This window comes from Paracoccus sanguinis (assembly GCF_900106665.1).
Classification (GTDB): Bacteria; Pseudomonadota; Alphaproteobacteria; order Rhodobacterales; family Rhodobacteraceae; genus Paracoccus; species Paracoccus panacisoli.
This window is the reverse complement of sequence record NZ_FNNA01000004.1, coordinates 124,384-149,466: the sequence shown is the minus strand read 5'-3', so window position 1 is coordinate 149,466 and position 25,083 is coordinate 124,384. Positions and strand designations below refer to the sequence as shown.

19 protein-coding genes are annotated in these 25,083 nt (G+C 73.9%); 5 read left to right on the top strand and 14 right to left on the bottom strand.

The window, feature by feature from the left end; translation table 11 throughout:
* Positions 1-59 precede the first annotated feature (59 nt).
* The 9 genes from BLW17_RS13565 to fni form a co-directional block, all read right to left on the bottom strand.
* Positions 60-1,568 (bottom strand): malonate--CoA ligase, encoded by a 1,509-nt coding sequence (locus BLW17_RS13565; RefSeq protein ID WP_036732438.1) that lies wholly within the window; start codon positions 1,566-1,568, stop codon positions 60-62.
* Positions 1,569-1,586: 18 nt separating this feature from the next.
* Complete coding sequence (locus BLW17_RS13560) at positions 1,587-2,687, bottom strand: Fic family protein (RefSeq protein WP_052176312.1); 1,101 nt, start codon at positions 2,685-2,687, stop codon at positions 1,587-1,589.
* Between the two features lie 180 nt (positions 2,688-2,867).
* Positions 2,868-3,791 carry a phytoene/squalene synthase family protein gene (locus BLW17_RS13555; RefSeq protein WP_074826886.1) on the bottom strand — a complete coding sequence of 308 codons (924 nt, stop codon included), beginning with the start codon at positions 3,789-3,791 and terminating at the stop codon, positions 2,868-2,870.
* Positions 3,788-5,284: a phytoene desaturase gene (locus tag BLW17_RS13550; RefSeq protein ID WP_074826885.1), complete on the bottom strand. Its 1,497-nt coding sequence runs from the start codon at positions 5,282-5,284 to the stop codon at positions 3,788-3,790. The genes BLW17_RS13555 and BLW17_RS13550 overlap by 4 nt, the downstream gene beginning before the upstream one ends.
* Positions 5,281-6,450: a lycopene beta-cyclase CrtY gene (gene crtY / locus BLW17_RS13545; RefSeq protein WP_036736670.1), complete on the bottom strand. Its 1,170-nt coding sequence runs from the start codon at positions 6,448-6,450 to the stop codon at positions 5,281-5,283. Before crtY ends, BLW17_RS13550 begins: the two co-directional genes overlap by 4 nt.
* Positions 6,447-7,670 (bottom strand): glycosyltransferase, encoded by a 1,224-nt coding sequence (locus BLW17_RS13540; protein ID WP_052176656.1) that lies wholly within the window; start codon positions 7,668-7,670, stop codon positions 6,447-6,449. Before BLW17_RS13540 ends, crtY begins: the two co-directional genes overlap by 4 nt.
* Positions 7,670-8,227 carry a sterol desaturase family protein gene (locus tag BLW17_RS13535; RefSeq protein ID WP_211656944.1) on the bottom strand — a complete coding sequence of 186 codons (558 nt, stop codon included), beginning with the start codon at positions 8,225-8,227 and terminating at the stop codon, positions 7,670-7,672. The genes BLW17_RS13540 and BLW17_RS13535 overlap by 1 nt, the downstream gene beginning before the upstream one ends.
* Positions 8,188-8,925, bottom strand: coding sequence for a fatty acid desaturase (locus BLW17_RS13530; RefSeq protein WP_052176657.1), 738 nt, complete (start codon positions 8,923-8,925; stop codon positions 8,188-8,190). The genes BLW17_RS13535 and BLW17_RS13530 overlap by 40 nt, the downstream gene beginning before the upstream one ends.
* 34 nt (positions 8,926-8,959) lie before the next feature.
* Positions 8,960-10,015 (bottom strand): type 2 isopentenyl-diphosphate Delta-isomerase, encoded by a 1,056-nt coding sequence (gene fni / locus BLW17_RS13525; protein ID WP_074826883.1) that lies wholly within the window; start codon positions 10,013-10,015, stop codon positions 8,960-8,962.
* Between the two features lie 38 nt (positions 10,016-10,053).
* Between fni and BLW17_RS13520 the strand changes: the two genes are divergently transcribed.
* Positions 10,054-10,716 (top strand): SDR family NAD(P)-dependent oxidoreductase, encoded by a 663-nt coding sequence (locus BLW17_RS13520; RefSeq protein ID WP_036737142.1) that lies wholly within the window; start codon positions 10,054-10,056, stop codon positions 10,714-10,716.
* A 12-nt stretch (positions 10,717-10,728) separates the two neighbouring features.
* Here BLW17_RS13520 and BLW17_RS13515 read toward each other — a convergent pair whose 3' ends face one another.
* A complete protein-coding gene (locus BLW17_RS13515) occupies positions 10,729-11,421 on the bottom strand; it encodes a hypothetical protein (protein WP_074826880.1) in 693 nt (230 codons plus the stop codon).
* A 92-nt stretch (positions 11,422-11,513) separates the two neighbouring features.
* Here BLW17_RS13515 and BLW17_RS13510 point away from each other — a divergent pair, with 92 nt between their 5' ends.
* The gene (locus BLW17_RS13510; RefSeq protein WP_052176616.1) at positions 11,514-12,437 is read left to right on the top strand and encodes a polyprenyl synthetase family protein; all 924 of its coding nucleotides are present in this window, start codon (positions 11,514-11,516) and stop codon (positions 12,435-12,437) included.
* A gap of 98 nt (positions 12,438-12,535) precedes the next feature.
* Here BLW17_RS13510 and BLW17_RS13505 read toward each other — a convergent pair whose 3' ends face one another.
* A complete protein-coding gene (locus BLW17_RS13505) occupies positions 12,536-13,960 on the bottom strand; it encodes an alginate O-acetyltransferase AlgX-related protein (RefSeq protein ID WP_139306024.1) in 1,425 nt (474 codons plus the stop codon).
* 241 nt (positions 13,961-14,201) lie between these two features.
* Here BLW17_RS13505 and BLW17_RS13500 point away from each other — a divergent pair, with 241 nt between their 5' ends.
* Positions 14,202-15,893 (top strand): FAD/NAD(P)-binding protein, encoded by a 1,692-nt coding sequence (locus tag BLW17_RS13500; protein WP_074826877.1) that lies wholly within the window; start codon positions 14,202-14,204, stop codon positions 15,891-15,893.
* Between the two features lie 316 nt (positions 15,894-16,209).
* Here the strand turns inward: BLW17_RS13500 and BLW17_RS13495 are convergent, their stop codons facing one another.
* Complete coding sequence (locus tag BLW17_RS13495; protein ID WP_036736222.1) at positions 16,210-16,761, bottom strand: SMI1/KNR4 family protein; 552 nt, start codon at positions 16,759-16,761, stop codon at positions 16,210-16,212.
* Positions 16,762-16,766: 5 nt separating this feature from the next.
* Entirely contained in the window at positions 16,767-19,709 is a 2,943-nt protein-coding gene (locus tag BLW17_RS13490) for a DUF4781 domain-containing protein (RefSeq protein ID WP_211656943.1), read from the bottom strand.
* 424 nt (positions 19,710-20,133) lie between these two features.
* On the opposite strand from BLW17_RS13490, the gene BLW17_RS17885 reads away from it, so the two are divergent.
* Both BLW17_RS17885 and BLW17_RS13480 read left to right on the top strand, forming a co-directional pair.
* On the top strand, positions 20,134-23,292 hold the full coding sequence (locus BLW17_RS17885) for a DUF6973 domain-containing protein (protein WP_074826872.1): 3,159 nt from the start codon (positions 20,134-20,136) through the stop codon (positions 23,290-23,292).
* Between the two features lie 53 nt (positions 23,293-23,345).
* The gene (locus tag BLW17_RS13480) at positions 23,346-23,762 is read left to right on the top strand and encodes a hypothetical protein (RefSeq protein ID WP_074826869.1); all 417 of its coding nucleotides are present in this window, start codon (positions 23,346-23,348) and stop codon (positions 23,760-23,762) included.
* Positions 23,763-23,799: 37 nt separating this feature from the next.
* On the opposite strand, the gene BLW17_RS13475 is transcribed toward BLW17_RS13480, so the two are convergent.
* Positions 23,800-24,789: a hypothetical protein gene (locus BLW17_RS13475; protein WP_074826866.1), complete on the bottom strand. Its 990-nt coding sequence runs from the start codon at positions 24,787-24,789 to the stop codon at positions 23,800-23,802.
* Positions 24,790-25,083 lie beyond the last annotated feature (294 nt).

Genomic DNA, 25,083 nt, shown 5'->3' with positions numbered 1-25,083 from the left:
AAATAGGCGGCGCCTATCGCTTCCATGCGCTGCGCTGACGCGCGCGCCTCAGCGCCCCCCTACCCTGCCGCAAACATCCCCGCATGGGCCTGACGCAGCGCGGCCTTCTGCACCTTGCCCATGGTGTTGCGGGGCAGCTCGTCCACGATCACCACGGATTTCGGCTGTTTGAACCGCGCGAGCCGCCCGTCGAGCGCCCCGCGGATCGCGTCCGGGTCGGGGTCGGCGCCCGGGGCGCGGGCGACGATCGCGACCACCGCCTCGCCGAAGTCGGGGTGCGGGACGCCGATCACCGCGCTTTCCAGCACCCCGGGCAGCTCGTCGATCAGCAGCTCGACCTCTTTCGGATAGACGTTGAACCCGCCCGAGATGACCAGGTCCTTGCCGCGCCCGACGATCGAGACATAGCCGTCGCCGTCGCGCAGCCCCAGGTCGCCGGTGATGAACCAGCCGTCCGGGCGCAGCTCCTCGGCGGTCTTTTCGGGCATCTGCCAGTAGCCCTGAAAGACGTTCGGGCCGCGCACCTCGATCATCCCGATCTCGCCGTCGGGCAGCGCCCCGTGCTCGCCCATGATCCGCAGCTCGACCCCCGGCAGCGGGACCCCCACCGTCCCGGCCCGGCGCTCGCCGTCATAGGGGTTCGAGGTGTTCATGTTCGTCTCGGTCATGCCGTAGCGCTCGAGTATCCGGTGCCCCGTTCGCGCCTCGAAGGCGCGATGCGTCTCGGCCAGCAGCGGCGCCGAGCCCGAGATGAAGAGCCGCATCCCCGCGGCCGCGTCGCGGGTGAAGTCGGCGCGGTCGAGCAGCCGCGTGTAGAATGTCGGCACCCCCATCATCAGCGTGGCCCGCGGCATCAGCGCGACCGCCTCGGCCGCGTCGAAGCGGGGCAGGAAGATCATCGCGCCGCCGGCGAGCATCAGCGTGTTGGTCGCCACGAACAGCCCGTGGGTGTGGAAGATCGGCAGCGCGTGCAGCAGCACGTCGTCGCCCGTCACGCGCCAGTAGTCGCAGAGCGTCCGGGCGTTCGACAGCAGGTTCGCGTGGCTCAGCATCGCGCCCTTGGACCGGCCCGTGGTCCCCGAGGTATAGAGGATCGCCGCCAGATCGTCGGGCCCGCGGGGAACCGGGGCGTGGGTCTCGGGCTCGGCCCGCGCCGCGTCGACGAGGCTGCCCGACAGGCCGTCCGCGGCCAGCGTCATCACCTGCCCCGCGCCGCCGAGCGCCCGTGTCGCCGCCTCCCGCGCCGGGTCACAGACGACCAGCGCCGGGCGGGCGTCGTTCAGGAAATAGCCGATCTCGTCAGCGGTATAGGCCGTGTTCAGCGGCAGGAACACCGCCCCCGCCCGCACCGCGGCCAGATAGAGCGTGAGCGCGGTCGCCGATTTCTCGACCTGCATGGCGACCCGGTCGCCGGGCGCCACCCCGGCCGTGACGAGCGCGTTGGCCAGCCGCGCCGACTGGCGCTCGATCGCCGCATAGCTCGTCTCGGTGCCGTCCGCGGCGATGAGGAAGGCCCGGTCCGATCCGGCCCGCGCGCCGAGCAGCGCGTCATGAAGGTGGTTGGTCATGGCCTCGTCTCCTTCTCGTCACGGCCTGTCCGGCGCGCGAGCGCGTGAATCATGGGCGATATGATACCGCGTCGACCGCCCGCCCTCGGGGCCCTTGCGGATCGCGCCGAGGCGCTCCAGCTCGGCGAGGTCGCGCGTGGCCGTCGCGGGTGAGACCCGGGCGATGCGCGCGTAGGGCGCGGCGCTGATGCCCTGGGCGACCCGGTCGGGGCCCTCGGCGAAGAGGCGGCGCAGCACCGCCTGTCCGCGCGGGGGCAAGTCGGGGAAGCGCAGGAAATAGCCGTTGCGGGTGACGAGGAAGCGCGCCTCGGCCATGGCGTCCTCGACCCCCGCGATCAGGCGCTCGAGGAACCACAGCACGAACGGGGTCGCATCGATGCGGTCACCGGCGACCGTGCGGCCGGCCTGCAGGGCGGCGTAATAGCCGCGCTTGTCGGCCTCGATCGAGCGCGAGAGCGAGAAGGGCAGCGCCGAGTCGCGGGCGAAGACGTGCTCCACGATGGCGCGGCCCAGCCGGCCGTTGCCGTCCGAGAACGGGTGGATCGACTCGAACCACAGATGCGCCAGCGCCGCGCGGATCGGCAGCGGCCGGGTGTCGCGGGGGAGTGCTGCGAGGAAATCCTCCATCATCGCGGGCACTTGCGCGGCGGGGGGCGCGCGGTACAGCACCTCGTCGCGCCCGGCCGCGGCGGTCCGGGCAATCACCATGGCAAAGCTGCGCCAGCGGCCCTTGTCCTCGACCTCGGTGCCGTGAAAGAGCAGCCGGTGCCAGTGGAAGAGGGTCGGCGCGTCCAGCACCCCCTGCCCCGCCCGCGCCTCGAGCATGAGCGTGGCGATGGCATCGCTGCGCCGCTGCGGCTCGCGCCCGCGATGGGCCAGCGAGGCCACGACCGAGGCCTCGATCTGGGCGGCAGGCAGGGTGGCGCCCTCGATGGCGAAGGACGAGACGGCCTCATGCGTGACGGCACGCAGGAATGCCTCGCGCCGCTCGTCGGCCGAGAGCGCCTCGTGCAGCCCGGACATCGCCCCGAGCCGCGCGGAGAACGCCTCCAGCGGCCCCTCGGTCCGGGCGGGGTCGTGGGTGAAGCGCGGCCAGGCGGGGGTTTCCCAGATCTCCATGAGGGGATTGTGGGGCGTATTCGGCTCACGAACAAGGTGATTGTGAGGGGAATAGCGGTGGGTTTCGCGTCATGATGTCAGAGCGGTTCGCGGCCAACCAGCGCAATCCTGCGCGCGACGGCAGACGGCACGCGCCCATTCGCCAGCTCACGATGCCGCCGCAGACGCCGGCTCGCCGCGTCAGACCGGCCCGCGCGGCCGCTGGAACAGCCCCGGGTCGCGCGAGACGGCCCGCCCCCGACCCCGCGAGCGCATCGCATCCCCCGCCGCCGCCGCCGCGAGCCCCGCCTTCTCTGCCCGCCCGGTGCCGGCGCGGCGGGTCATCCCCTCCGGCCCGCCGGCGCGGATCTTCACCCCGATCTGGCGATAGATGCGCAGCGCCGCGGCGATCGACCAGGCGGCGCGCAGCGGCAGCGCCGGCAACCCCGCGCGGGCCGAGGCGTAGTACGGCTCGGCCAGATCGAGCAGCCGCAGCGCGGCGCTGTGCAGCGCGGGCGAGGGCGCCGTGCCGGGGCCCAGCGGCGGCAGGCCCGCCAGCCAGTCCTGCGGCAGATAGACCCGGCCGATGGCCGCATCGTCCAGGATGTCGCGGGCGATGTTGGTGAGCTGGAAGGCAATCCCCAGATCGCAGGCGCGGTCCAGCGCGGCCTCGTCCCGCACCCCCATCACCCGCGCCATCATAACGCCGACGACGCCCGCGACGTGATAGGCGTAGTCCAGCGTGTCCTCGATGGTCCGATAGCGCCGCCCCGCGACGTCCATGGCAAACCCGTCGATCAGCGCCAGCGGCCAGTCGGCCGGGAAATCATGCCGGCGCGCGACCCGGCGCAGCGCCTCGAAGGGCGGCGTCATGGGGGCGTCGCCCTGCAGCGCCGCGAGCGTCTCGGCCCGCAGCGCCGTCAGCCGCGCCGCGGGGTCGTCCACCCGCTCTGGCGCCGACCCCAGCGATTGCCCGTCGATCACGTCGTCGGCGTGGCGGCACCAGGCATAGAGCATCACCACGTCGTCGCGCATCGCCCGCGGCATCAGCCGGGCGGCGGCCGCGAAGCTCTGTGACCCCGCGGCGATCGCGGCCTCGGATTCGGCGACCGGTGCGCCGCTCAACGGCCGATCCCGGCATCGGAAAGCATCACCCCGGCGGTGGCCTTGGCCGACCCCACCACGCCCGGGATGCCCGCCCCCGGATGGGTGCCGGCCCCGACGATATAGAGGTTGCGGAACGTCCGGTCGCGGTTGTGCGGCCGGAACCATGCCGACTGGGCGAGGATCGGCTCGACCGAGAAGGCGCTGCCGTGATGGGCGTTCAACTCGCCCGCGAAATCGGCGGGGGTGAAGATGCGCCGCACCCGCAGGTGATCGTGCAGGCCGGGGATCACCCGCTCTTCGAGCGCCGCGAGGATGCGGTCGGCGTAGGCGGGCCCCTCGGCCGCCCAATCCACGGCGGCGCGGCCCAGATGCGGCACGGGGGCGAGCGCGTAATGCGTGGACATCCCCGGCGGCGCGAGGCTCGGGTCGGTGACGCTGGGGCTGTGCAGGTAGAGCGAGAAATCCTCGGGCAGCGCCGGGCCGCGAAAGATCTCGTTGACCAGCTCGCGGTAGCGGGGGCCGAACAGCACGGTGTGATGGGCCAGCCCCTCGGGGATGCGGTCCAGCCCGAAATGGACCACGAAGAGCGACATCGACCAGCGCTGGCGGCCAAGGATCGCGGCCTTGGTCCGCCCGCGGCGGGTGCCGGCCAGCAGGTCGCGGTAGCTGTGCATCACGTCGGCGTTGCTGGCCACCATGTCGGCCGCGATCCGCTCGCCCGAGGCGAGGGCGACGCCCGTGGCGCGCGCGCCCTCGGTCTCGATCCGCGCGACCGGGGCGTTCAGCCGCAGCGTGCCGCCCAGACGCTCGAACAGCGCGACCATCCCCGCCACCAGCCGGTTCGTGCCCCCTTGCGCGAACCAGACCCCGCCGCGGCGTTCCAGCGCGTGGATCAGCGCATAGATCGCCGAGGTCGAGAACGGGTTGCCCCCCACCAGCAGCGTGTGGAACGAGAACGCCTGCCGCAGATGCGGGTCGCGGATGAACCGCGCGACGAGGCTGTGGACCGAGCGGTACGCCTCGAGCCGGACCAGCGCCGGCGCGGCCTGCAGCATCTGGCGGAAGTCGAGGAACGGCACGGTGCCGAGCCGCAGGTAGCCCTCACGGTAGACGGCCTCGGCGTAGTCGTGAAACCGATGGTAGCCCTCGACATCGGCCGGATCGAACGCCGCGATCTGCGCCTCGAGCCCCGCACTGTCGCCGACATAGTCGAACTGCCGCCCGTCGGCCCAGAGCAGCCGGTAGAAGGGCGAGACGGGCAACAGCGTCACGTCGCGGGCCATGTCCTGCCCGCTCAGTGCCCACAGCTCGCGCAGGCTGTCGGGGTCGGTGATGACCGTGGGGCCGGCGTCGAAGACATGGCCCTGATCGCGCCAGACATAGGCCCGCCCGCCCGGCCCGTCGCGGCCCTCCACCACCGTGGTGGCGATGCCGGCCGATTGCAGGCGGATCGCCAGCGCAAGCCCGCCGAAGCCCGAGCCGATGACGATGGCAGAGCGGGGTCGGGTCATGGCGATTCCTTGAAGAGCGGGGCTTCGGGCAGGCAGGGCAGCGCGTCGCGGATCGGGATGGGCGGCTTGCCCGTGACGATCCGCAGCCGGTCGAGCGTGGTCAGCCGCCCGGCGTAGAAGCGCTCGATCAGCCCCTCGGGCAGGCGGTAGAACCGCGACAGGATGCGGTGGCGCCGCTCGGGCGGGCAGCCGCGGAACAGCATCCGGTTCAGCAGGCGCAGGAACCGATCCTCGCGCGCCTTGGTCAGCGCGAGGCGGCGGACGGCGGCCATCGCCGCCGCGGTGGTCAGGGGAGAGGCGGCCGCGACCGCATCGGCGACCCGCGCCGCCACGGGCAGCGAATAGCCCGTCACCGGGTGAAACAGCCCGGCGCGCAGACCGACGGGGACCGCGCCGCCCGCCGCCTCGTCCCAGAACCCGGCCGCGTCATGGGCCAGCGCGATGGGCAGCACGCCGCGCTCGCGCCGGACCTCGCGCCCCGCCCAGCCCCGCGCCCGGGCATAGGCGGCGATGGCATCCGCCAGCGCGGCGTCGTCCAGCGCCGCGCCGTCGCTGTAGCGGGTGTCCTCGATCAGCAACCGGGTGGGCGAAAAGGGCAGCAGATAGACGAAGCGATAGCCGTCCTCCTGCGGCACGGTGGCGTCCATGATCACCGGGCGGGCGACGCCGTGCGGGGCCTCGGTCTCGATCTCGAGGCCCACGAACTTCTGGAACCCGGTCACCAGATGGCGCGAGGGACGCGCCCCCCGCGCGTCGATCACGCAAGGCGCGCTCAGCCGCCGCCCGTCGGCCAGTACCAGCCCGGCCGCATCGGCCTGTGCGACGGGGGCGGCGCGGATCACCTCGGCCCCGCTGTCCGCCACCAGCCGCGCGAGGCCCGCATCGTCGAGCGCGGCATAGCCCGCGCGCAGCCGTCGGGCATGGTCGGAAAACCGCACCTCCTGCCCGTCCCAGCGGGCGCGCAGCCCGGGGGACAGCCGGGCCAGCCATGCGGGCGGCAGGTCGGGCAGGTGAAAGGACCAGGTGTGCGACCCGGTGGGCGCAGGCGCCGCATCGACCAGCAGGACGCGGCAATCCGGCCGCGCCGCCCGGACCGCCAGCGCGATCAGCCCGGCCGAGAGCCCCGCCCCGGCGATCAGCAGATCGGCGTCCTGCGCCCCGGTCATGCCGCGCGTCCGGTCGTGGCGGGGCGCGCGAGCAGCGCCTCGACAAGTGCCACGGCGCGGGGGGCGCCGCCGGCCTCGGCCAGCGCCCGCGCTGGGGCGTCGAAGCGGGGGCGCATGGCGCCCGACAGCGCCTCGACCAGCGCGGCGCGGATCGTGGCGGGATCGGCCCGGCGCGGCGGGACGACGCGGGCGAGCCCATGATGCGCGAGCCGGGCGGCGGTGGCCGGCTGTTCGAACGCCAGCGGGATCGCCACCATCGGCACCCGCGCGGCCACGCAGTCCAGCGCCGTGTTCAGCCCCGCATGGGTGATGCAGGCCGCCGCGCGCGCCAGCACCGCCCGTTGCGGCCAGAGCGCCCGGACCTCGGGCGCGCCGGGCAGGGCGCGGGCCTGCGCCTCGGTCAGCCCGCCCGCGTGGGCCAGAAGCAGGCGCACGCCAAGGCCCTCGGCTGCCGCGGCGATCGCGGTCATCAGCCCCCGCCGGCCGCCCTGCAACGTCCCGAGCGAGGCAAAGACGATCGGCCGCGCATCGCCCGGATCGCCGTCGAGCGTCCCCGGCCCGCCGTCCCGCAGCGGCCCCACGGGCGCCGCGCCGGGGGGCAGGTCGTGCGGGAAATCCAGCGCCGGGACGAGCTGGCGCAGGTCCAGATCGGGGGCGATCCAGTCCGACAACAGCGTCCGCAGCGGCAGGCCGTGATCGCGGCACCCCTGCGCCAGCGCCCGGCGTTGCAGCAGCAGCAGCGCGTCGGCGACCCGCCAGCCGCCGCGATTGCGGCGCACCCCCGCCGCGCCGTCCAGCCACGGCCAGTCCACGAATGGCGGCGGGATCGCCATGTCGCGGTCCATCGGCAGCGCCGCGGCGAGCGTGGCGCGGGGCAGGCCCGCGGCCTCGGCGGCAAGGCTTGCCCCCGGCTCGGCCTGATCGGCGATGACCAGATCGGGGGCAAGCCGCGCGAGCGTCTCGGGGCCGTGCGCCACCCAGGCCCGGGTCGCGGCGGCCGTGGCCCACAGCGTCCGCGCCAGCCCGGCGCCGCGCAGGTCGGGCTCGGGCCGGCCGCCGAGATCCGCCCAGGCGACCCCCTCGGCCCGGGCCAGCGGCGCCAGCGGCGCGCTGCCGACGAGGCTCACCGTGTGGCCCCGCGCCGCCAGCGCCCGCGCCAGCACGCCGTGCACGGCGGCATGGCTGCGCAGCGACGGCAGGCACAGGGCGATCCGCGCCATCAGGCTTCGCCGCGATCCGGCCGCCAGGCGTCCCGGTGGTCCGACTGTCGCCGCACCAGCACGTCCGAGGCCCTCAGCCGCGCCTTGAGGTCGTCGACGGGCGGCGCATAGACGAACCCGAAGCTCACGCAGTCGTCGCGCCCCTCGACCGCGTGGTGCAGCCGGTGGGCCTGATAGAGCCGGCGCAGATAGCCGCGCTTCGGCACCACCCGGAATGGCCAGCGCTGATGCACCAGCCCGTCATGGACGACGAAGTAGATCACGCCATAGACGCTCATCCCGACGGCGATCCACCACAGCGGCGGCCACCAGCGGCTGCCGAGCGCGAACAGCGCGATGGCGAGGACCGAGAACACCACGGCATAGAGGTCGTTCTTCTCGAACACGCCCTCGTGGTCGGCCTCGTGGTGGGACTTGTGCCAGCCCCAGCCCAGCGGGCCGTGCATGACCCAGCGGTGGACGGCGTAGGCGACGGCCTCCATCCCCGCGACGGTAACGACGACGATCAGCAGCGCCATCATCGCCGCGGCCCCGTCCGGGTCCGGGGCAGCGCCCACCACGGCACGCCCGGATGCAGGTGGTGCTCGTGGTGATAGCCGCCGAAATGATAGCAGGTCAGCAGCGACAAGGGCACGGCGAGCCGTGTCGAGGCCGCGTTGTGGCGGTCGGCGAACGGGCCGGCCTCAAGGCGGTGCGGCAGGAAGGTGCCGAAGACGAACAGCTGCACCGAGGCCATGAGCGACGGCACCGCCCAGAAGGCGACATAGGGCCAGCGCGGCCCGAGGATCAGCGCGTAGAGGATCACCGCTCCGCCGAGCACGAAGACCTCGCGCCAGCCGAAATAGGTGCGGACGAAATCGGCGTACCACGCGACGATGCCGCGGTGGCCGTGGCCGAAATCCGGGTCGTCGGCCGACCCCGGCGCGCGGTGGTGGGCCATGTGGTGGCGCATCAGCTTGGGCCAGGAAAACCCGGCATAGAGCGTCAGGGCCAGCCGCCCGATGGCGGCGTTGAGGCGCGGGCGGCCGGGCAGGATCGCGCCATGCATGGCGTCATGGGCGACGATGAACAGCCCCACCGACAGCCAGGTCAGCCCGATCAGGCACAGCGCCGCACGGACCGGATGGGCCGGCGCGTCGAGAAACCACACCGCATGGACGTGCAGCCCCAGCCACGCCGCCACGATCGCCACGGCGAGCGCCACGCTCACGGGCGTGGCGGCGGGCGGGCGGAGTGCACGAGCGGCCGGGTTCATGGGGCTGACCTTTTCATGGCGCACAGGGAACAGTCTATGCCGCCCCCGTCCCGATTTCCACCCAGCCCGGCGGGTCGAGCAGCGGGGCCCGGGCCAGCGCCGCCAGATCGGCCGCGCCGGTGCAGAACATGGCGATGCGCAGCTGGGCGGTGACGCGGGCCAGATGCGCGGCGAGGGCCTCGGCGCTGTCGCGCGCGTCGGTCAGCGCGCCCGCGGCCTGCCCGGCCAGCCCGGCGCCCAGCCGGATCGCGCGGGCCACGTCCAGCCCGTCCCGCACCCCGCCCGAGGCGATGAGCGTGCCGCCCTTCGGCATCACCGGCGCCATTCCGGCCACGGCGCGGGCGGTCGGGATGCCCCAGTCCCGGAACGGCGCCGCCAGCGCGCGCAGATCGTCGCCGCCGCGCTCGCCCTCGACCCGCGCCCAGCTCGTGCCGCCGACGCCGGCCACGTCGATCAGCCGCACGCCCGCCTCGATCAGCCGCCGCCCGACCGCGGGCGAAAGGCCCGCGCCGACTTCCTTGACGCCCAGCGGGACGGGCAGCGCCGCGGCGAGCGCCTCGATCCGCGCCAGCAGCCCGGCGAAGTTCCGGTCGCCGCCGGGCTGGATCGCCTCTTGCAGGGGGTTGAGGTGCAGGACCAGCGCATCCGCCTCGAGCATGTCCACGGCGCGCCGGGCGTCGTCGAGGCCGAGCCCGGTGTTGAGCTGCACCGCGCCGAGGTTGCCGAGGATCGGCACCGCCCCCGCCCGCGCCCGCAGCCCGGCGAGGCCCGCGTCCCCCTGCCCCTCCAGCGCGATGCGCTGGCTGCCCACGGCCAGCGGCAGGCCAAGCGCGCCGCAGGCCTCAGCGATGCGGGCGTTGATCGCGCCGGCCTCGGCCGGGCCGCCGGTCATCGCCGACACCATCAGCGGGGCGGAGATCCTGCGGCCGAGCAGCGTGGTCGCGGTGTCGATGGCGTCGAAATCCAGCTCGGGCAGCGCGCAATGGAGGAAGCGGATGGCGTCGAAGCCGGTCGGCTGCCCGTCCTGCCGCCCCCGGCCCGTGCCGACGATGGCCAGATGTTCGGACTTGCGCGCGGCGATGTCGGTCATTCCACTGGTCCTCGCGGCGGCGGAAGGGGGGCCGGACGATGCAGGCACTGATCCTCGGCCACACCGGCGGCATCGGCGCGGCGCTGGCCGGGGCGCTGGCGGCGCGCGGGGCGCGGGTGACCGGGCTCAGCCGCGCCGAGGGGCTGGACCTGACCGACGAGCCGAGCGTCGCGCGCGCCGCGCACGCCCTCGCCGGTCAGCGGTTCGAGCTGATCCTGAACGCCACCGGCGCGCTCAGCCTCAACGGCGCGGCGCCGGAGAAGACCATCGCCGCCCTCGATCCGGCCGTGATGGCCGCGCAGTTCGCGCTGAACGCGACCGGGGTGGCGCTGGCGCTGAAGCATTTCACCCCGCTCATGCCGGTCGCGGGGCGGGCGGTCTTCGCCTCGCTCTCGGCGCGGCTGGGGTCGATCGGCGACAACCGGCTGGGCGGCTGGATCGCCTATCGCGCCGCCAAGGCCGCGCAGAACCAGATCCTGCGCACCGCCGCGATCGAGATCGCCCGCACCCGCCCCGCGGCGATCGTCGTGGCGCTGCATCCGGGCACCGTGGACACGGCGCTGACCCGGCCCTGGCGCGGCCGCAACCCGGCGATGCCCGCGGCGCGGTCGGCCGCGGCGCTCCTGTCGGTCATCGACGGGTTGCGCCCCGCCGACACCGGCGGGTTCTTCGACTGGCGGGGCGAGCCGGTGCCGTGGTGACCCGCCCATCCCCTAGCCCCCCCGCCGCCGCAGCGCCGCCCCGACCAGAACCGCAATCCCCGCCAGCGCCAGCAGCGCCACGGGGGTCGAGCCCCCGCGCAGGTTGTCCGCGGCGATACCCACCAGCGCCCAGCCCACCGCCAGCGGATAGGTGAGCGCATCGGGCCGCCGGCGCTGCACGATCAGCGCCGCGATCAGGATCAGCGGCAGCATCACGAGCGCGGCGGCCTGCGGCGACAGGACGCCGTAGCCCCCCAGCAGCACCCCGATCGCCACCCCGGTCGCCGCGGTCAGCCAGCCCGCGTAAAACCCGACAGGCGCGCGCTGCCAGACGGCATCGGTCCGCCCCGTGCGCCACAGCGCCGCCACGGCCGCGCCGGCCATGACCACGATCATCGCCGTGGCCAGCGGCGGCGACCGGTTGGCGGCGGCGATCCAGAACACCCCCACCCCGAGGCTGAGCGCCAGCGCCGGGCGCATCGCCGCCCAGTCCGGCGCGTGCCGCGCCCGCCACACCCCGACGACGCAGCCGGCGATCAGCCACAGATAGATTACCCCCCAGATCGAGAAGGCCCAGCCCGCCGGCTGGATCGGCCAGTCCTCGTTCACCACCGGGAATTGCGCGGGCGTGAACCCGTTGAAGCCGTCGCTCGCCAGCGGCGAGAGCGCGAAGAGGACGGCGAGGATCAGGACGAGCAGGGCCAAGGGGCGCTCCGGTCAGCGGGGGCGGGACAGGGCGGACGCGGCCCGTCGAGGGGGACTTTCCGCGGCCGGATTTGCCACATATCCTGTGCAGGATGAGAGAGTTTATTCAACCCACCATCGGCGGTCTCGACCCCGGCCGCCGCCTCCCCCAGGGCGCCGCCGCGTATCGCGCGCGGATCGGGGACCAGCTTGCCGGGATCTGCGCCGGCTTCTCGGCCCGCGCCCCCGACCTCGGCACCGCCATGGCCGAGGCGGTGATGGCCCCCGGCAAGCGGTTCCGCGGCACGCTGATGCTGCTGGTGGCCGCGCGCACCGGCGGGGTGACGCGGGCGGTGACCGACGCGGCCGTGGCGCTCGAGCTGATCCACGCCGCGTCGCTGATCATCGACGACCTGCCGGCGATGGACGGCGCCACGCTGCGCCGTGGCCGGCCCACGACCCACGTGGCGCACGGCGAGAGCCGGGCGATCCTCGCCGGCATCGCTCTGGTGTCCGAGGCGTTCCGCCTGCTGGCCGTGACCCCGGGGCCGGAGGGCGAGGTGCGGGCGCGCACCGTGGCGATCCTGGCCGAATGCGTGGGCCCCGCGGGGCTCTGCGCCGGGCAGGACATGGACCTGCACGCGCCGAAGACCCTGCACTCGGTGACGCGCGAGCAGGATCTCAAGACCGGCGCGCTGTTCGCCGCCGGGTTCCGCATCATCGCCGCGCTGCAGGGCCACGGCGCCGAGCGGACCGAGGCGCTGGTGGTGCTGAGCTGGATCCTGGGCCGCGCCTTCCAGTCCCTCGACGACCTGCGCGACGTGGCCGGCTCGGCCGAGCTGCTGGGCAAGGATACCGGGCTGGACGCCGGCCACGGCGCCGGGAAGGGCTTGCTCGCGGTGTCGCGCTACGACGAGGCGCTGGCGCACTACCGCCGGCTGAGCGCCGCGCTCGACGACGCGCTCGGCGCGCTCTGGTTCGATTCGGGCGAGCTCACGGACTACATTCGCGCCATCCTGCCCCACGATCCCGCATAGCCCTTCGCGCTGCCCCTACTCCATATGATGCGCCGCAGGCCCGGCCTGCCCGGTGCCCTGCCCACGTCACGGCCACCCTGCACCTAGCGCACCCCCGCTTACGCCGATGAGGGGACGGCGCTTAACTCCATCGTCACGAGGCGCACCCGCCCGGGCGCGTTCAGCGGGTCGAAGCGCAGTCGCCGTCCCCGGCCCTCCGCCTTGAGGGGGAAAACCATGTCATTCAGACCGACCCCGACCGGCGTGCGGATCGAGTACTGTTCGTGGAACGCCTCGTCCGGCGTCCCGGACCATCCCCAGAAGAGCTGCGCCACCGCCTCGACCGTACTCTCCATCACGATCCGCAACTCATAGTCCCGACCCGCTTCCATCGCCGCGTCGGGAAAGACGAGGCGCGGATCGTTTCCGGTCGCCTCGAGCCAGCCGGGCGCACCCGGAACGTCGCTCAGCTGGGCGACGACCTCAGCGACCCCCAGACGGTCGAAGGTCCGAGCCGCCATCCGTTCCGCCCATCCCCGATAGACCGCCGGATAGGCCCGCGCCGAAATTTGAGCGCGCAATGCCGTCACGAAGGGCGCCGCGGGGCGGTAGTCCTCGCGGCCATAGCCCCGCATCACCACGCTCTCGGCCTCGGCATCGGGGCGGACGCGCGCGAGGTAACGCTCGGCATTCGCGGTCACCACATCGTCGGGGCCGAACAGATCCAGCAACTCGGGCTGGAACAGGTCCGACCGCACATAAAGGATGTCGCGATAAAAGGTCGCAAGCGTGGGGAGGTTGTCCCGCAGGAAGCTGTCGCCCAAGGCCAGAAGTCGCCGCGCGCTGGCCGAACGGGGATTGTGAGCAATGGCAACGTTGTCGGTGTTGCTGGGCAGGAAGGGCCGGTTGTCCAGGATCTGAATGCTGCGGCGGCTGTCGATCAGGAACGTTTCCGGCAATCGGGTGCGGATGCCCGCCATGTCGGCCAGGTCACCACGCCGGGGGCGGATTTCCGCGTCCATGCAGGCTTGGGGATCGTGATCATGGCCGAGGGCCCGCAGGATCTCCTGCGCGACGACCGCGTTGCCCACCGCCGTCATGTGGGTGTCGTGACGGCTGAACACCTGGGTGGAGCGGCTGGCCTCGATCAAGGTCTCACGCGGGTAGAGCGGGGCCACGGCGTCGGGGCCGAGGCCGGGGGCGTAATGGCGCTGGAACAGGCTCTGCACCGTGGCGCGCAGCCCCTCCGGCAGGAAGCCGGTCATCACGACCGGCTTCGAGGGATAGACCACGTGCACATACGACAGGCCCCGCGCGTCGCAGATCGCGCGGCGTGCGGCGAGGTTGGCGGCAAAGTTCTGGACGGACGACGAGGCGGGCGCGCGGGCCCCCGTCAGAAAGTCGAACTGCGCCTGCCCGCCCTGCCAGAGGTACAGCCAGCCGTCCTCGCCGAACAGGACGTCGTTCTCGACCTCGCCAGGCTTGCCCATCGTCGCGCTCTGTCCTCTCTCAACGGCAAACGTATCGATCAGCGGCGTCGGCACCGCCGCAAGCGCGGCAAGATCCTCCCGAGCGGCGCCGTGATTCGCCAGGAAGCTGACACATACACGGCCTGCCGCGCCGTGGCACCGTTACGGGCTCTGCCTTCGGCACCGCGCGTCGTGCCCGCCGCGCCCACCCCCACCGTGGCGACATGACGCAGGCTAACATTTGCCGCCCCAGGCGTCCGTTGGCCGCCCCGGCGCGTTCACCGCTCCTGAGCAGAGACGATGAAAGGCGCGTCGGATGATCAACATCGCCCTCGTCGGCACCGGCCCGACCGGCGTTTACGCCTTCAAGGCGCTGGCCACGGTCCGCAGCGCCGAGGCCGTCACCATCTGGCTGTTCGAGAAGGGCGCGGACGCGGGCGTGGGGATGCCCTATTCGGACGACACCGCCAGCGCGGTGATGCTGGCCAACATCGCCAGCATCGAGATCCCGCCGGTCACCCGCAGCTATCTCGACTGGCTGCGCGCCCAGACCCACGCGCTGCTGCGCAGCCACGGCATCGACCCGCACGACATCGACGACCGCGACTTCACCCCGCGCCTCATGCTGGGCCGCTATTACCGCGACGAGTTCAACGAGCTGGTCCACCAGGCCGAGGCGCTCGGCCACAAGGTCGAGCTGCGCGAGCGCACCGAGGTCACCGACATCCGCCCCCGCGCCGACGGGCGGTTGCAGATCGTCACCGACCGGGGCGAGGTCGAGGATCCCTTCGACAAGGTCATCCTCGCCACCGGCCACCTCTTCCCCGACGACGACGAGACCCGGCGCTATTTCCCGAGCCCGTGGTCGGGGCTGCTCGACACGCATATCCCGGCCTGCCGGGTCGGCATCCTCGGCACCTCGCTCAGCGCCATCGACGCGACGATGGCGATCGCCACCCAGCACGGCCGCTTCGTGCAGGGCCGCGGCGAGGCCCTGCGCTTCGAGCCGAGCGATCCGGGCGCCAACCCCGCCCTGTCGATCACGATGATGTCGCGGGCCGGGCTTCTGCCCGAGGCGGATTTCTACTGCCCGATCCCCTACGAGCCGCTCAGGGTCATGACCCCCGCCACGCTGGCGGGGCTGGCGGGCAGCGACCACCTGCTCGACTCGGCGTTCGACCTGTTCCGGGCCGAGCTGGAACTGGCCGACCCGGGCTACGCCGCGGCGCTGGACCTGACGAATGCCACCGTGGACGACTTTGCCGCACGGTATTTCCGCGCCCGCAAGCAGAGCGAGCCGTTCGACTGGGCCCGCCGCAACCTCGCCGAGGCCGAGGCCAACCACGACGCCCGCCGCACGGTCCCGTGGCGCTACGCGATCCTGCGGATGCACGAGCCCGTTGAGGGGCTGGTCGAGCAGATGTCCGACCGCGACCGCGCCCGGTTCGAGGCGTCGCTGAAGCCCGTTTTCGTGGACAACTATGCCGCCGTCCCGCCGGAATCGATCCGCCGGCTTCTCGCGCTGCACGACGCGGGGCTCTTGTCGATCCGCGCAATCGGCAGCGACTGGACGATGCAGCAGTCCGACGAGGGCACCACGCTCGACACCGCCGCCGGCCCGCTGACGTTCGAGGTGTTCGTGGACGCCCGCGGCCAGAAGCCGCTCGAGGCCGACGACCTGCCCTTCCCGACGCTGCGCGAATCCCTGCTGGCCGCCGGCGTCGACGTGCTGGACGTGGACGAGGATTACCGCCTGCTCGGCGCCCCCGCTTATGACGCGCGGGTTTACATGGGGGCGATTCCGTACCTCATGCACGACCGACCCTTCGTGCAAGGGATCACCGCCGCCTGCGACATCGGCACCCGGATCGGCGGCGCGGTTCTGCGCGAGGCGCTCGAGACCTCCCGACGCCGCCGCGGCCGCATCTGGTGGGAGGATTTCCGGCCCCGCCTGCCGCGGTCCCTGGCGCGGCTCGCGGACCCGGTGCCGGACGTGGCGGCGGGGTGAGGGCGGCGCCGTAAGCCATGAGCCATGAGCCATGAGCCATGAGCCGTGAGCCGTGAGCCGTGAGCCGTGAGCCGTGAGCCGTGAGCCGTGAGCCGTGAGCCGTGAGCCGTGGTTGCTTGCTGGCCTTCGGGACACAAGAGGTGAGTGCCTGACTTCCTTAAGCGCCTGGCTCACCGGCGCAGGCGAACCACCGCGCTGCCAAGTTGGGCTTTGCCCCCTCTGCCACCGCCGTCGTCAAGGCCGGCGACCAGTCTGACCCCCCGGCCGGCGCCGTTCAAGAAGGGGCGCGGCGCCAATCGCCGCCCGCTCCCCCTCCTCACTCGGACGCCAGCGGCTCCATGGCCAGCGGCATCTCGTCCCACACATCCGCGGGAAACGCCGCCGGGCGGATCGTCCCGGTCACGATCCCGGCCATAAGCGCCCCGAAGCCGGTGCCCTCGAAGACCTCGGGCGTCCCCTCCTCTTCCCCCCAGACGGCGGCGGGCCACGCCGCGGGATCGCCGCCCGTCACCATCCAGCCCAGGAAATCGCCGTTGTCCGTCAGGCCCCAGGCGAGGAAACCACCCTCATCGGGGAACACCGGCGCGGTGTAGGTCCGGGGGTGATGGGCCTTGAGGGTGCCGAGGGCATGGGTGACGTAGCGGGCCTTCTCCACCAGCTCGACGACGCGGTTGGGGTGGCCGGGCGACAGCGTATAGAAGAACGCGCCGACCTGCGCCGGACCCCATTCCGACAGGAACTGCTTGTAATCCGCAGGCAGGGTGACCCCCAGCGCCGCCTCGGCCGCCGCCCAATCCGCAGCCGACGGCGCGGCGGCAACGTGCGCGGGTGGCGGCAGGGCGCTGCGAAGTTCGGCCGACCAGTCCATGACCCTTACTCCTCTTGGCCGTTGCGGTTGTGGATGGTGATGCCGATGCTCAGCCCTTCCGAGCCTTCGGCCTGCAGGACTACGGCGGTGGGGTGAGGCTGTCCATCTTCGTAGACCGGCGTCACCTTGTAGTTCACCACCTCGCCGGCACTCACCGCGTCGTAAACGTGCTGCTCGAAGTCACGCATGACCGGAGAGTTGGCGGCATTTTGATAGAGCATCACGAAGTTGCGTGGATCGGTGCCCGACCCCCCCAGCATATTTGCCAACAAATGCCCACGAGAGTGGTTATGCGGGCCACCCTCGAACCCCGGCGGGCGGACGTTGCGGCTGGCGTGGCCGCCGGTGTCGAGCATCGCGGGGGTGATCGTCGCCTCGATCCCCTGCGCCTGCCCCAGCGCATTGAGGCTGCCATAGTCGACGCGCGCCGTCGCCGTCGCCGCGGGCGCGGTCAGCGCGGCGAGATGCGCGGGGACCGCCCGGTCGATGTCGCCGCGCGCCGCATAGTGATCCAGCAGCTCGGTGAGCGAGCGGGGCGCCGCGATGAAGCCGCGGGCCGAGGCGTAGGGCGACTCGAGCCGCCCCGTCTCGCGCCGGATCGCCTGGTCCAGCTCGCGCTGGCGGACGGCGAGCGCGTTGCGCGCGGCGGGGGTCAGGTCGCGCTCGGCGGCGTCGCCGATGGCCAGCGCCTCGCGCTCGATCTTGTCGAGCTCCAGCCCCGCCTCGTGCGCGGCCGAGCCGACCTCGGGCTGCGGCTTGCCGGCCAGCAGGCCGCGCAGCCGGTCGCGCAGGCTGCCCGCCTGGCCGAGCTGGACGGCGGTCCGCTGGTGCAGCGCAAGCGCTGCAGGGTCGATCGGCCCCGCGCCATGCTCGATGCGGATGTCGCGAGCGCGGCCGTTCCGGATGTCATAGGCGACCCGCATCTCGCCCGGCGCGAGCCCCACGCCCGGCTGGACCGGCACGCCCGAGGCATCCAGCGGCCCGCCGCTGCGGATGCGCTGGTCGAGCCCGGCGAAGGACAGCCCGTCGGTGCCGTTGGGCGCCAGCCCCCCGGCGCGGTGCGCGGCCACCCCCATCCCGCCCCAGAAGGCGATGTTGAGCAGCCCGGCCGCCCGGTCGGCGCCCGACATCCGGTCCCAGTTCTGCGCCATCTGCACCGACTGGTCGGCGATGGTCGCCCCATCGGCCACATCGGCCGCAAGCGCCGTGCCGGTCACGGCGCGGGCAAAGGCGGGCGAGGCCTTCGCCCCCTGCGAGGCGAGCCGCAGCCCGCCGCCGATCGCCCCGACCGACAGCACGCCGGCCGCGACCTCGAGCCAGTTGGCCCGGACGGCGGGATCGCTCAGATCGCCGATGTCCTGGCCGTGGGTGGCCATGTCGTGCAGCTCTTGCCCGGCCCGCCCGGCGGTCCAGAGGCCCGCCGCCCCCGCCGCGACCAGCGGCGCGGTGGTCCCGCCGGTGCCCACGATCAGCGCCCCCGCGGCGACGATCCCGACCCCGATGGCGACCCCGTCCACGACCTTGCCGAAGCCCTCGGCGAAGCTGTCCACCACGCCCGGCGTGTTGCGGTGGGTCAGCTCGCCCGCCTTGAGGTCGAGCCCCGCGGCATAGGTCATCCGGCCCTCGGGCAGGGTGTTGTTCTCCTCCCAGTCGGCGAGGTCGCGGTAGGTGCGGCCGCCGTGATCGACGAAGCGCGCCTCGCCGGTCGCCTTGTCCTCGACCCGGAAGACGGGGACGGTCGCGGCGCCCTCGTCGCGGCTGGTGACGGTGACGGGGACCACGGTGACGCGGGACTCGGGGCCGCCGAGGCTGGCGATCTGCCCGGCCACGCGGTCGATCGCCTCGTTCCGGCCGCCCGCCGAATAGAACCGGTTGCCCAGGCCCCGCTGCAGGAAGTCCTCGGTCAGCTCGCCCTGCGGCAACTGGTCGGGGGCGATCCCCATCGCCTGCCCGACGGTGTTGCGCAGCGCCTCGCCGCCCAGCGTCTGGGGCGCGGTGCCGCGCGTGCGATAGGCGTCCGTGACCTCGGCCGCATAGGCGCGCGAGATCGCCTCGGACTCCCAGCCGTCGCGGAAGGACGAGGGGTTGGTGCAGGTGCCGCGCGCGCCCGAGACCTGCCCCAGCGCCCAGAGCCGCAGCTCGGGCGCGGTCTTCTGGTCGAAAAGCATCCCGCGCGGCGCGTCATGGTCGAGCGCGCCCGAGATGTTGCGCGCCGTCTGCTCGCGCACGATGCGGTCGGCGTCGCCGTCGCCGGGCGCCGCGGCATTGGCCAGCGCCTGCGCGATGCGGGTCCGGCCCTCGGCGGTCCGCGCGCCGCTGCCATCCTCGAACATGAAGAGCGCGGTGGTCAGCCGCTCGGACTGCGCCGGGTCCAGCCGACCGCCGTCTGCGGCGAGCGACCAGAGCCCGGCGCGGATGTCGGCTGGCATCCCCTGCGCCAGCCGCCCGATCTGCGGCTCGAGCCCCGGATGGGCCGCGACCACGGCCGCGGCGTCGCTGCGCAGCGCGGTCTGCAGCATGTGGTGGACCTTGGGCCCGTGGTCGGGGGCGGCGATGGTGGTGCCGCCGCGGGCATAGATCGCCTGCTTATCCATCTCGGGCCTGGCGAGCGCGCGGGCGAGCGCGGCGCGGGCGCCGGGGTCGCGGCTGACCTCGGCCGCCGCCTCGGTGACGTTTTCGGTCGAGGGCCCGCGGTCCTGCCCCAGCCACGCCTGCGCCGCCCGCGCGGCGAGCGCGTCGCGCTCGGCCGCGGTCAGCGCGCCGAGGTCGGATTCGCCTCTCAGCGCGCGGCCGGTGCGGGTGCCGCCGTCGCTGTCGTTGAAGAACCCGCCGCGATGGGTGGCGTTGTCGCGCACGAAGGCGTCGATCCGGGCCGACCGCTCGGGGGTGATCTCGGGCGCCGCCACGGGCGCCGGCGCGGGCTTGGCGGGCAGGCGCGGGCCGGCCACCGGGGCGGGCGTCGCCGGCGGGCGCGGCGCGCCCTCGGCCCGCGCGGGCGGGCGGGGCGGGGCCGGAGGTGCAGGCGGGGGTGCGGGCCGCGCGGGCGGCGGCGCGGCGCTCGATTTCAGGCGGCTGCGGACGGCAGAAAGAAGTCCATCGAGCATGGGGGCACCGGTCCTGTGGCGACGAGTCCCGCCCCGGTTAAGCCGCCCATATGTCGCCCGTGCGACAGCCGGGGCTTGCCTCGGCCGCGCGCCGCCGATCCGGGCAAAAATCCGCCGATGCCATATGGTTGTCACGAAACAGCCATCGTCCCGATGCACGACGTTTACCGACGCGCCCGAGCGTCCCGGTCCAGAACGCGCCCGCCGGAAGCGACCGGCGGCGCCGCCCTGCCGATGCCACGCCCGAGCCCACGAGGGGGACTGGACCATGCTTGACGGACTCCGCGACCGACTGCGCAGCTTCGCGCGCCCGCCCGCGCCGCAACCGCTGCCGAAGCCGCCCGCCCCGCCCCCTGCGCCGACGCCCGCCGCCCCCCGGCACGCCTCGCCGGCGTCGCCCGCCCAGCCGCAGCGGCAGGCGAGCCTCTCGCCCGCCGGCCACGCGGGCGCGCGGGCGGGCGCGGACCGCACCGGGTCGGGCGTCGTGGACGGGGTCAAGGCGGGGGTGACCGGCACCGCCGACGGCCTGTCGGTGCGCGGCGGCATCGAAAAGCTGAACAGCGCGGGCGATTCCACCACCCTGCGCCTGACGCCCGAGGCGAAGGTGCTGGGCAACATCCGCGCCTTCAAGGTCGGCCCCAAGGCGCAGCTCGGCTCGACCATCGAGGTGCGCCGCGACAGCGATGCCCCCGACAGCAGCTATACGGTGCGCTACGACAAGCATTCGCTGCTCGCCGCCGTGGGCGAAGCGGGCACCGACACGATCAAGGGCGCGAAGGGCGGCAAGGCCGGCGGCGCGGGCGGCAAGGCGCCGGGCGGCGTCAACCTCAAGGCCGAGGCCGGGGTGCAGGGCGCCGACGTGGTCGAGATGCGCTTCAAGACCCGCGACGAGGCGATCCGCGCGGGCGAGACGCTGCAGCGGCTGCAGCGCGCCGACCTGCTGGACGACGCGATGGACATGGCGGCCTCGGCCGCGCCGATCCCGGTGCGCGGCCAGGCACTGTCGGGCGGCGGCGACAACCCGGTCGCCAACCCGCTGAACCGCGACGGCGCGCCGGGCAGGCTGTCCAGCAAGGTCGCCGGGGTCAGCCCCGAGGACATGACGTTCCTCAAGGACCACGTCACCGCCTATGAGACGACCATCGGCTCGCGCACGCGGCTCGCAGCCGAGGTCAAGGGCGACCTCAAGCTGCTCGACGGGGCGCTCGAGGGGCGGGTGGACGGCACCCAGCAGATCTCGCGCCGGGTCGAGATGCCGGTGGACGGCAAGGACGGCTCGGTCACCTATTCGGTCAGCAGCGGCCTGCGGCTGTCCGCCAAGGAGCGGGCGAACCGCAAGGCGACCTTCGCCGGCGCCGACATGCTGACGCTCAAGGCCGACAACCGGCTGGAACTGGCCAACGCCCGCACCACGGCCAGCCTGCGCTACAGCTTTGCCGCCGACGGGCAGGACCCGACGCGCTCGGCCGGCGGGCGCCCGGTGCCCGAGGCGGACGCGATGTCGGGGACGAACGGCGGGCTGAAGCTCGAGGGGGTGGCGGTCGAGAACCGGCTGGAATGGCGCGACCAGGGGCTGACCGACCCCTCGCGCGGGGACAGCAACGTGGTGACCGAGCGGCTCGAGCTGAACGACCCGACCCGGCTGCGCGCCGCCGCCGGGCAGCTGTTCGAGGGCCGGTTCGAGGATGCGGCCCGCACCGCCGGCGCCCGGCTGGACCTGCGCGCCGACACGATCGAGCGGTCGGGGACCGACGTCCAGCCCGGCGTCAAGCTGGACGCGGTGGTGCTGGATGTCGAGGCGACGGCCATCGTCACGGTCGGCGTCAACGACGTCGTCGGCCGGCGCGAGCTGACCGTCCAGCCCGGCGGTCCGGACCAGCCCGGCACCCCCGGCGGCGTCGAGTGGCGCACGCCCCCCGCGCCCGCCGACGACGGCAAGACCTATGCGGTCCAGCCCTACGCCGGCGCCGTCGTGCGCGCGGCGCCCGAGGGCGAGCCCCAGGGCGTCGTCCAGTCGGGCAGCTTCCTGCGCGACGCGGGCGGGCGCCGGACCGCCGCCGACGGGCAGGCGTGGATGCAGGTGCGCGGCACGGACAAGGACGACAAGCCGGTGGCCGGCTGGGTCCGCGCCGACCTGCTGGCGCGCCACGATTCCGCGACCGGGGCGATGGACGCCACCGGCCGGATCAACCCGACCGCCGAATACAACCGCATGGACCAGATCAAGGTCCGCAAGGACGACAACCTCTGGAACCTCGCCCGCGAGCACGGCTGGGACTTCGAGGCGACGGTCGCCGCCAACAAGGACCACCTCGAGAACCCGTCGCTGATCTTCAAGGGCGACACGGTCTATGTCCCGGGCAGCGCCCGCGGCCCCGCCCGCGAGCGGGTCGAGACCCCCGCCGAGCCGGGCAAGCCCGGCGCGCCCTCGGTGGACAGCCGCTCGCAGGGCCGCAACGGTATCGACGGCAGTTCGGTCACGCCGGGGGGATCGGTGACGCCGGGGGTGCCGGGCGGGCCGGGGGTGCCGGGCGGACCCGTGGCGCCGGGTGCATCGGTGACGCCCGGCGTGCCAGTCGGGCCGGGAGCGTCCGGCGGCCCGACACCCGCGCCGTCCCCCGCCAACCCGTCGCCCGCCCCCGCGCCGTCCCCCGACGCCGCGGCCCCGCCCGCCGCCCCCAGCGGAACCGCGAACGACGTCCCCGGACGCGCCCGGCTCGATGACGTGCTGGCGCGCTATCAGACCAACGCCGACGCCGGCACCGCCGACTGGAAGCCGCGGCTGCTCGACAGCCCGCTGAGCGGGCCGGCCGAATGGGGCACCCGCGCGCTCGACGGGCTCAGCGGGTCGAACACCAACGACCAGCTGCGCCAGCTCGACCGCAAGGGCATCCCCGCCTCCGAGGCGGCGGCGCTGAACCGGCTGGGCGAGCTGCAGCAGATGGACTGGGCCAAGCTCACCAAGGCCACCGGCACCGACGCCGTGGCGGCCTTCGCGCGCCCGGCCGGCTACCGCGGCGACGATTCCGCGTGGAGCAACGACGGCCACGTGGACGCCTATCGCCACGCGCTGTGGAATGCCCGGATGACGAAGCAGTTCGGCGCCGAGTGGACCCGCGAATATGCCACCGCCCACGAGCGGCTGCCCGAGAACCCCGGCCCGCGCGAGGCGATGGACCTTTACAACAACGAGGTCGGCCGCAAGATCGCGACCGAGAACCCCGGCGCGTCCGACGCCGATCTGCAACGGCTGGTGCGGCAGGCGGTGGACCGCGGCGACCTCGTGGTGATCGACCGCTCGAACCGGCTGGCGTGGTCCGACCGCGTGAAGCTGGGCGAGCATGGCAACGTGCCCCCCGGCACCGCGGCGCTGCCGGGCAACGCCAACCACAACGCGGCCCCGGCGCAGGACCGGACCGGGTCGTGACCGGGGCGCGCAGACACGGGGCCGCCCGCCGGCCCGCAGACAGGACAGACCGAATGGCCAAGACATCCCTCGCAATCGCCGCCAGCCTGCTGGCGCTGAGCCTTGAGAGTGCCGGCGCGATGAGCCCCACCCCCCCGACCGAGACGCCGGCCACCGCCACCGCCACCGCGACGACCGGCACCGCGACGACCTTTGACCGCGCGGCCTGGGTGGCCGTCGCGGGCAAGGCCGACCAGTCCGAGCCGCGCTTTGCGCTGATCGAGGCCGCCATCGCCGAGATCCCGCCCGGCACCCCCCGCGACGAGGTGCGCGCCCGGCTGGGCGAGCCGGACCAGAGCTTCCCCGATTCGTGGGCCTACATGGCCGGCCCGACGCTGTTCGGCGGCGAATACACCGCCGTACTGGTGCGCTTCGACGCCGAGGGAAAGGTGCGCGACGCGCGCAAGGTCAGCTCGAAGACCTGGAACTGAGGCCGGGCGGGGCCTGCCGGACGCCGCAAGACGCCGCTCAATAGCCCTGCGTCATGTAGCGGTAGGCGTCCCAGCTGTGCATCTCGCCGGTCATCGCCGACCAGGTGTTGAGCCGCATGAGCTGATCGGCGGCCTCGCCCGCCCCGGCCCCCGCCCCGACCCCTGCGGCGACCATCGCCTCGGCCCGCGCCTCGAGGAGCGGGCGCACCGGCCCGGCAAAGGCCCCCGCCTGCATGTAGGCGACCAGCTCGGGGCTCGCGGCGCGCTCGGCCGGGGTCAGGGGCAGGTCGACCGCGCCGAGCCAACCCAGCACGTCAACGGTGCCGATCACCGCCTCGAGCAGCGCGGCCGGCGGCACGGCGCTGTGGTCGAGCACCCCCACCGCCAGCCCCCGCTCGGCCGGGTCGAGCCGGTCCCACGCGGCCAGCACGCCCGCCGTCCAGGCGTCCATCCTTGTCGGCAGGACGCGGTTCACCGGCTCGTCCGCCTGCGCGTCCCAGAACGCCTGCACCGTGACGCGCCCCGCTTCGGGGTCCAGCGCCGCAAGCCGGCGCCCGGCCTCGAGGTCGTCGGCGCTCAGCCCCTGCCCCGGCACCAGCTCGGCCAGCATCGGGTCGCGCCGCGTCCAAGCGGCGAGCAGGCCGGCGTCCTTGGCCCCCGTCTCGCGCAGGGCGGTGGCCAGCATGTCGCGGGTCAGGTCGGCGAAGACGGCGCGGCTGGCGGGATGCGCGGCCCGCCGGGCCAGCGCCGCCCCCTGCGCCAGCGCCGCAGGCAGCGGCTGCAGGGTCGGGTCCATCCCCCCGAGCGCCGCATCGAGCGCCGCGAGCTCGGCCCGCGCCGCCGCCCGGCCGGGGGCCTCCGCGCCATCCGTCAGCGCCAGCAGGTCGTCGGTCAGCGCCTCGAGCGTCGCCGCCGAGAGCGTCGGGGCACCGCCGCCCGACGCGCCGAGCCCGGCCGAGGCAGGCAGCGTGGCAAGGGCCAGCGTCAGGGCGAGGCGTATCGCGGGGCGCGAGGGGATGGCGGGCATAGCATCACCGACTGTTGTCGGCCGCCATCCGACGCCGCCTGCGTGTCGGCCGCATGACAGGCGCAGGCATCGGCCGCATTCCGCCGATCGACCGTCACTCACCCCTCCGACCGTCACTCATTTGTCGCGTTCATCGGCTTGGGTCGCGCGAGATGAACGGACCCGACCATGCGACTTTTGCCGACTGCCCCGTTTGCCGGGCCCCCCGCGGGCCCGCGGCGCGACCCTCACGGGCCGCGGCGGCGCTGGTCCTCGCGTGCCTGTGGCTGGCGGGACCGGGGGTCGGGGGGGCGC

Coding starts and splice junctions, on each gene's coding strand:
- BLW17_RS13565 (WP_036732438.1), bottom strand. CDS start 1,568: ATGACCAACCACCTTCATGACGCGCTGCTCGGCGCGCGGGCCGGATCG.
- BLW17_RS13560 (WP_052176312.1), bottom strand. CDS start 2,687: ATGGAGATCTGGGAAACCCCCGCCTGGCCGCGCTTCACCCACGACCCC.
- BLW17_RS13550 (WP_074826885.1), bottom strand. CDS start 5,284: ATGACCCGACCCCGCTCTGCCATCGTCATCGGCTCGGGCTTCGGCGGG.
- crtY (WP_036736670.1), bottom strand. CDS start 6,450: ATGACCGGGGCGCAGGACGCCGATCTGCTGATCGCCGGGGCGGGGCTC.
- BLW17_RS13540 (WP_052176656.1), bottom strand. CDS start 7,670: ATGGCGCGGATCGCCCTGTGCCTGCCGTCGCTGCGCAGCCATGCCGCC.
- BLW17_RS13530 (WP_052176657.1), bottom strand. CDS start 8,925: ATGAACCCGGCCGCTCGTGCACTCCGCCCGCCCGCCGCCACGCCCGTG.
- fni (WP_074826883.1), bottom strand. CDS start 10,015: ATGACCGACATCGCCGCGCGCAAGTCCGAACATCTGGCCATCGTCGGC.
- BLW17_RS13520 (WP_036737142.1), top strand. CDS start 10,054: ATGCAGGCACTGATCCTCGGCCACACCGGCGGCATCGGCGCGGCGCTG.
- BLW17_RS13510 (WP_052176616.1), top strand. CDS start 11,514: ATGAGAGAGTTTATTCAACCCACCATCGGCGGTCTCGACCCCGGCCGC.
- BLW17_RS13500 (WP_074826877.1), top strand. CDS start 14,202: ATGATCAACATCGCCCTCGTCGGCACCGGCCCGACCGGCGTTTACGCC.
- BLW17_RS13495 (WP_036736222.1), bottom strand. CDS start 16,761: ATGGACTGGTCGGCCGAACTTCGCAGCGCCCTGCCGCCACCCGCGCAC.
- BLW17_RS17885 (WP_074826872.1), top strand. CDS start 20,134: ATGCTTGACGGACTCCGCGACCGACTGCGCAGCTTCGCGCGCCCGCCC.
- BLW17_RS13480 (WP_074826869.1), top strand. CDS start 23,346: ATGGCCAAGACATCCCTCGCAATCGCCGCCAGCCTGCTGGCGCTGAGC.
- BLW17_RS13475 (WP_074826866.1), bottom strand. CDS start 24,789: ATGCCCGCCATCCCCTCGCGCCCCGCGATACGCCTCGCCCTGACGCTG.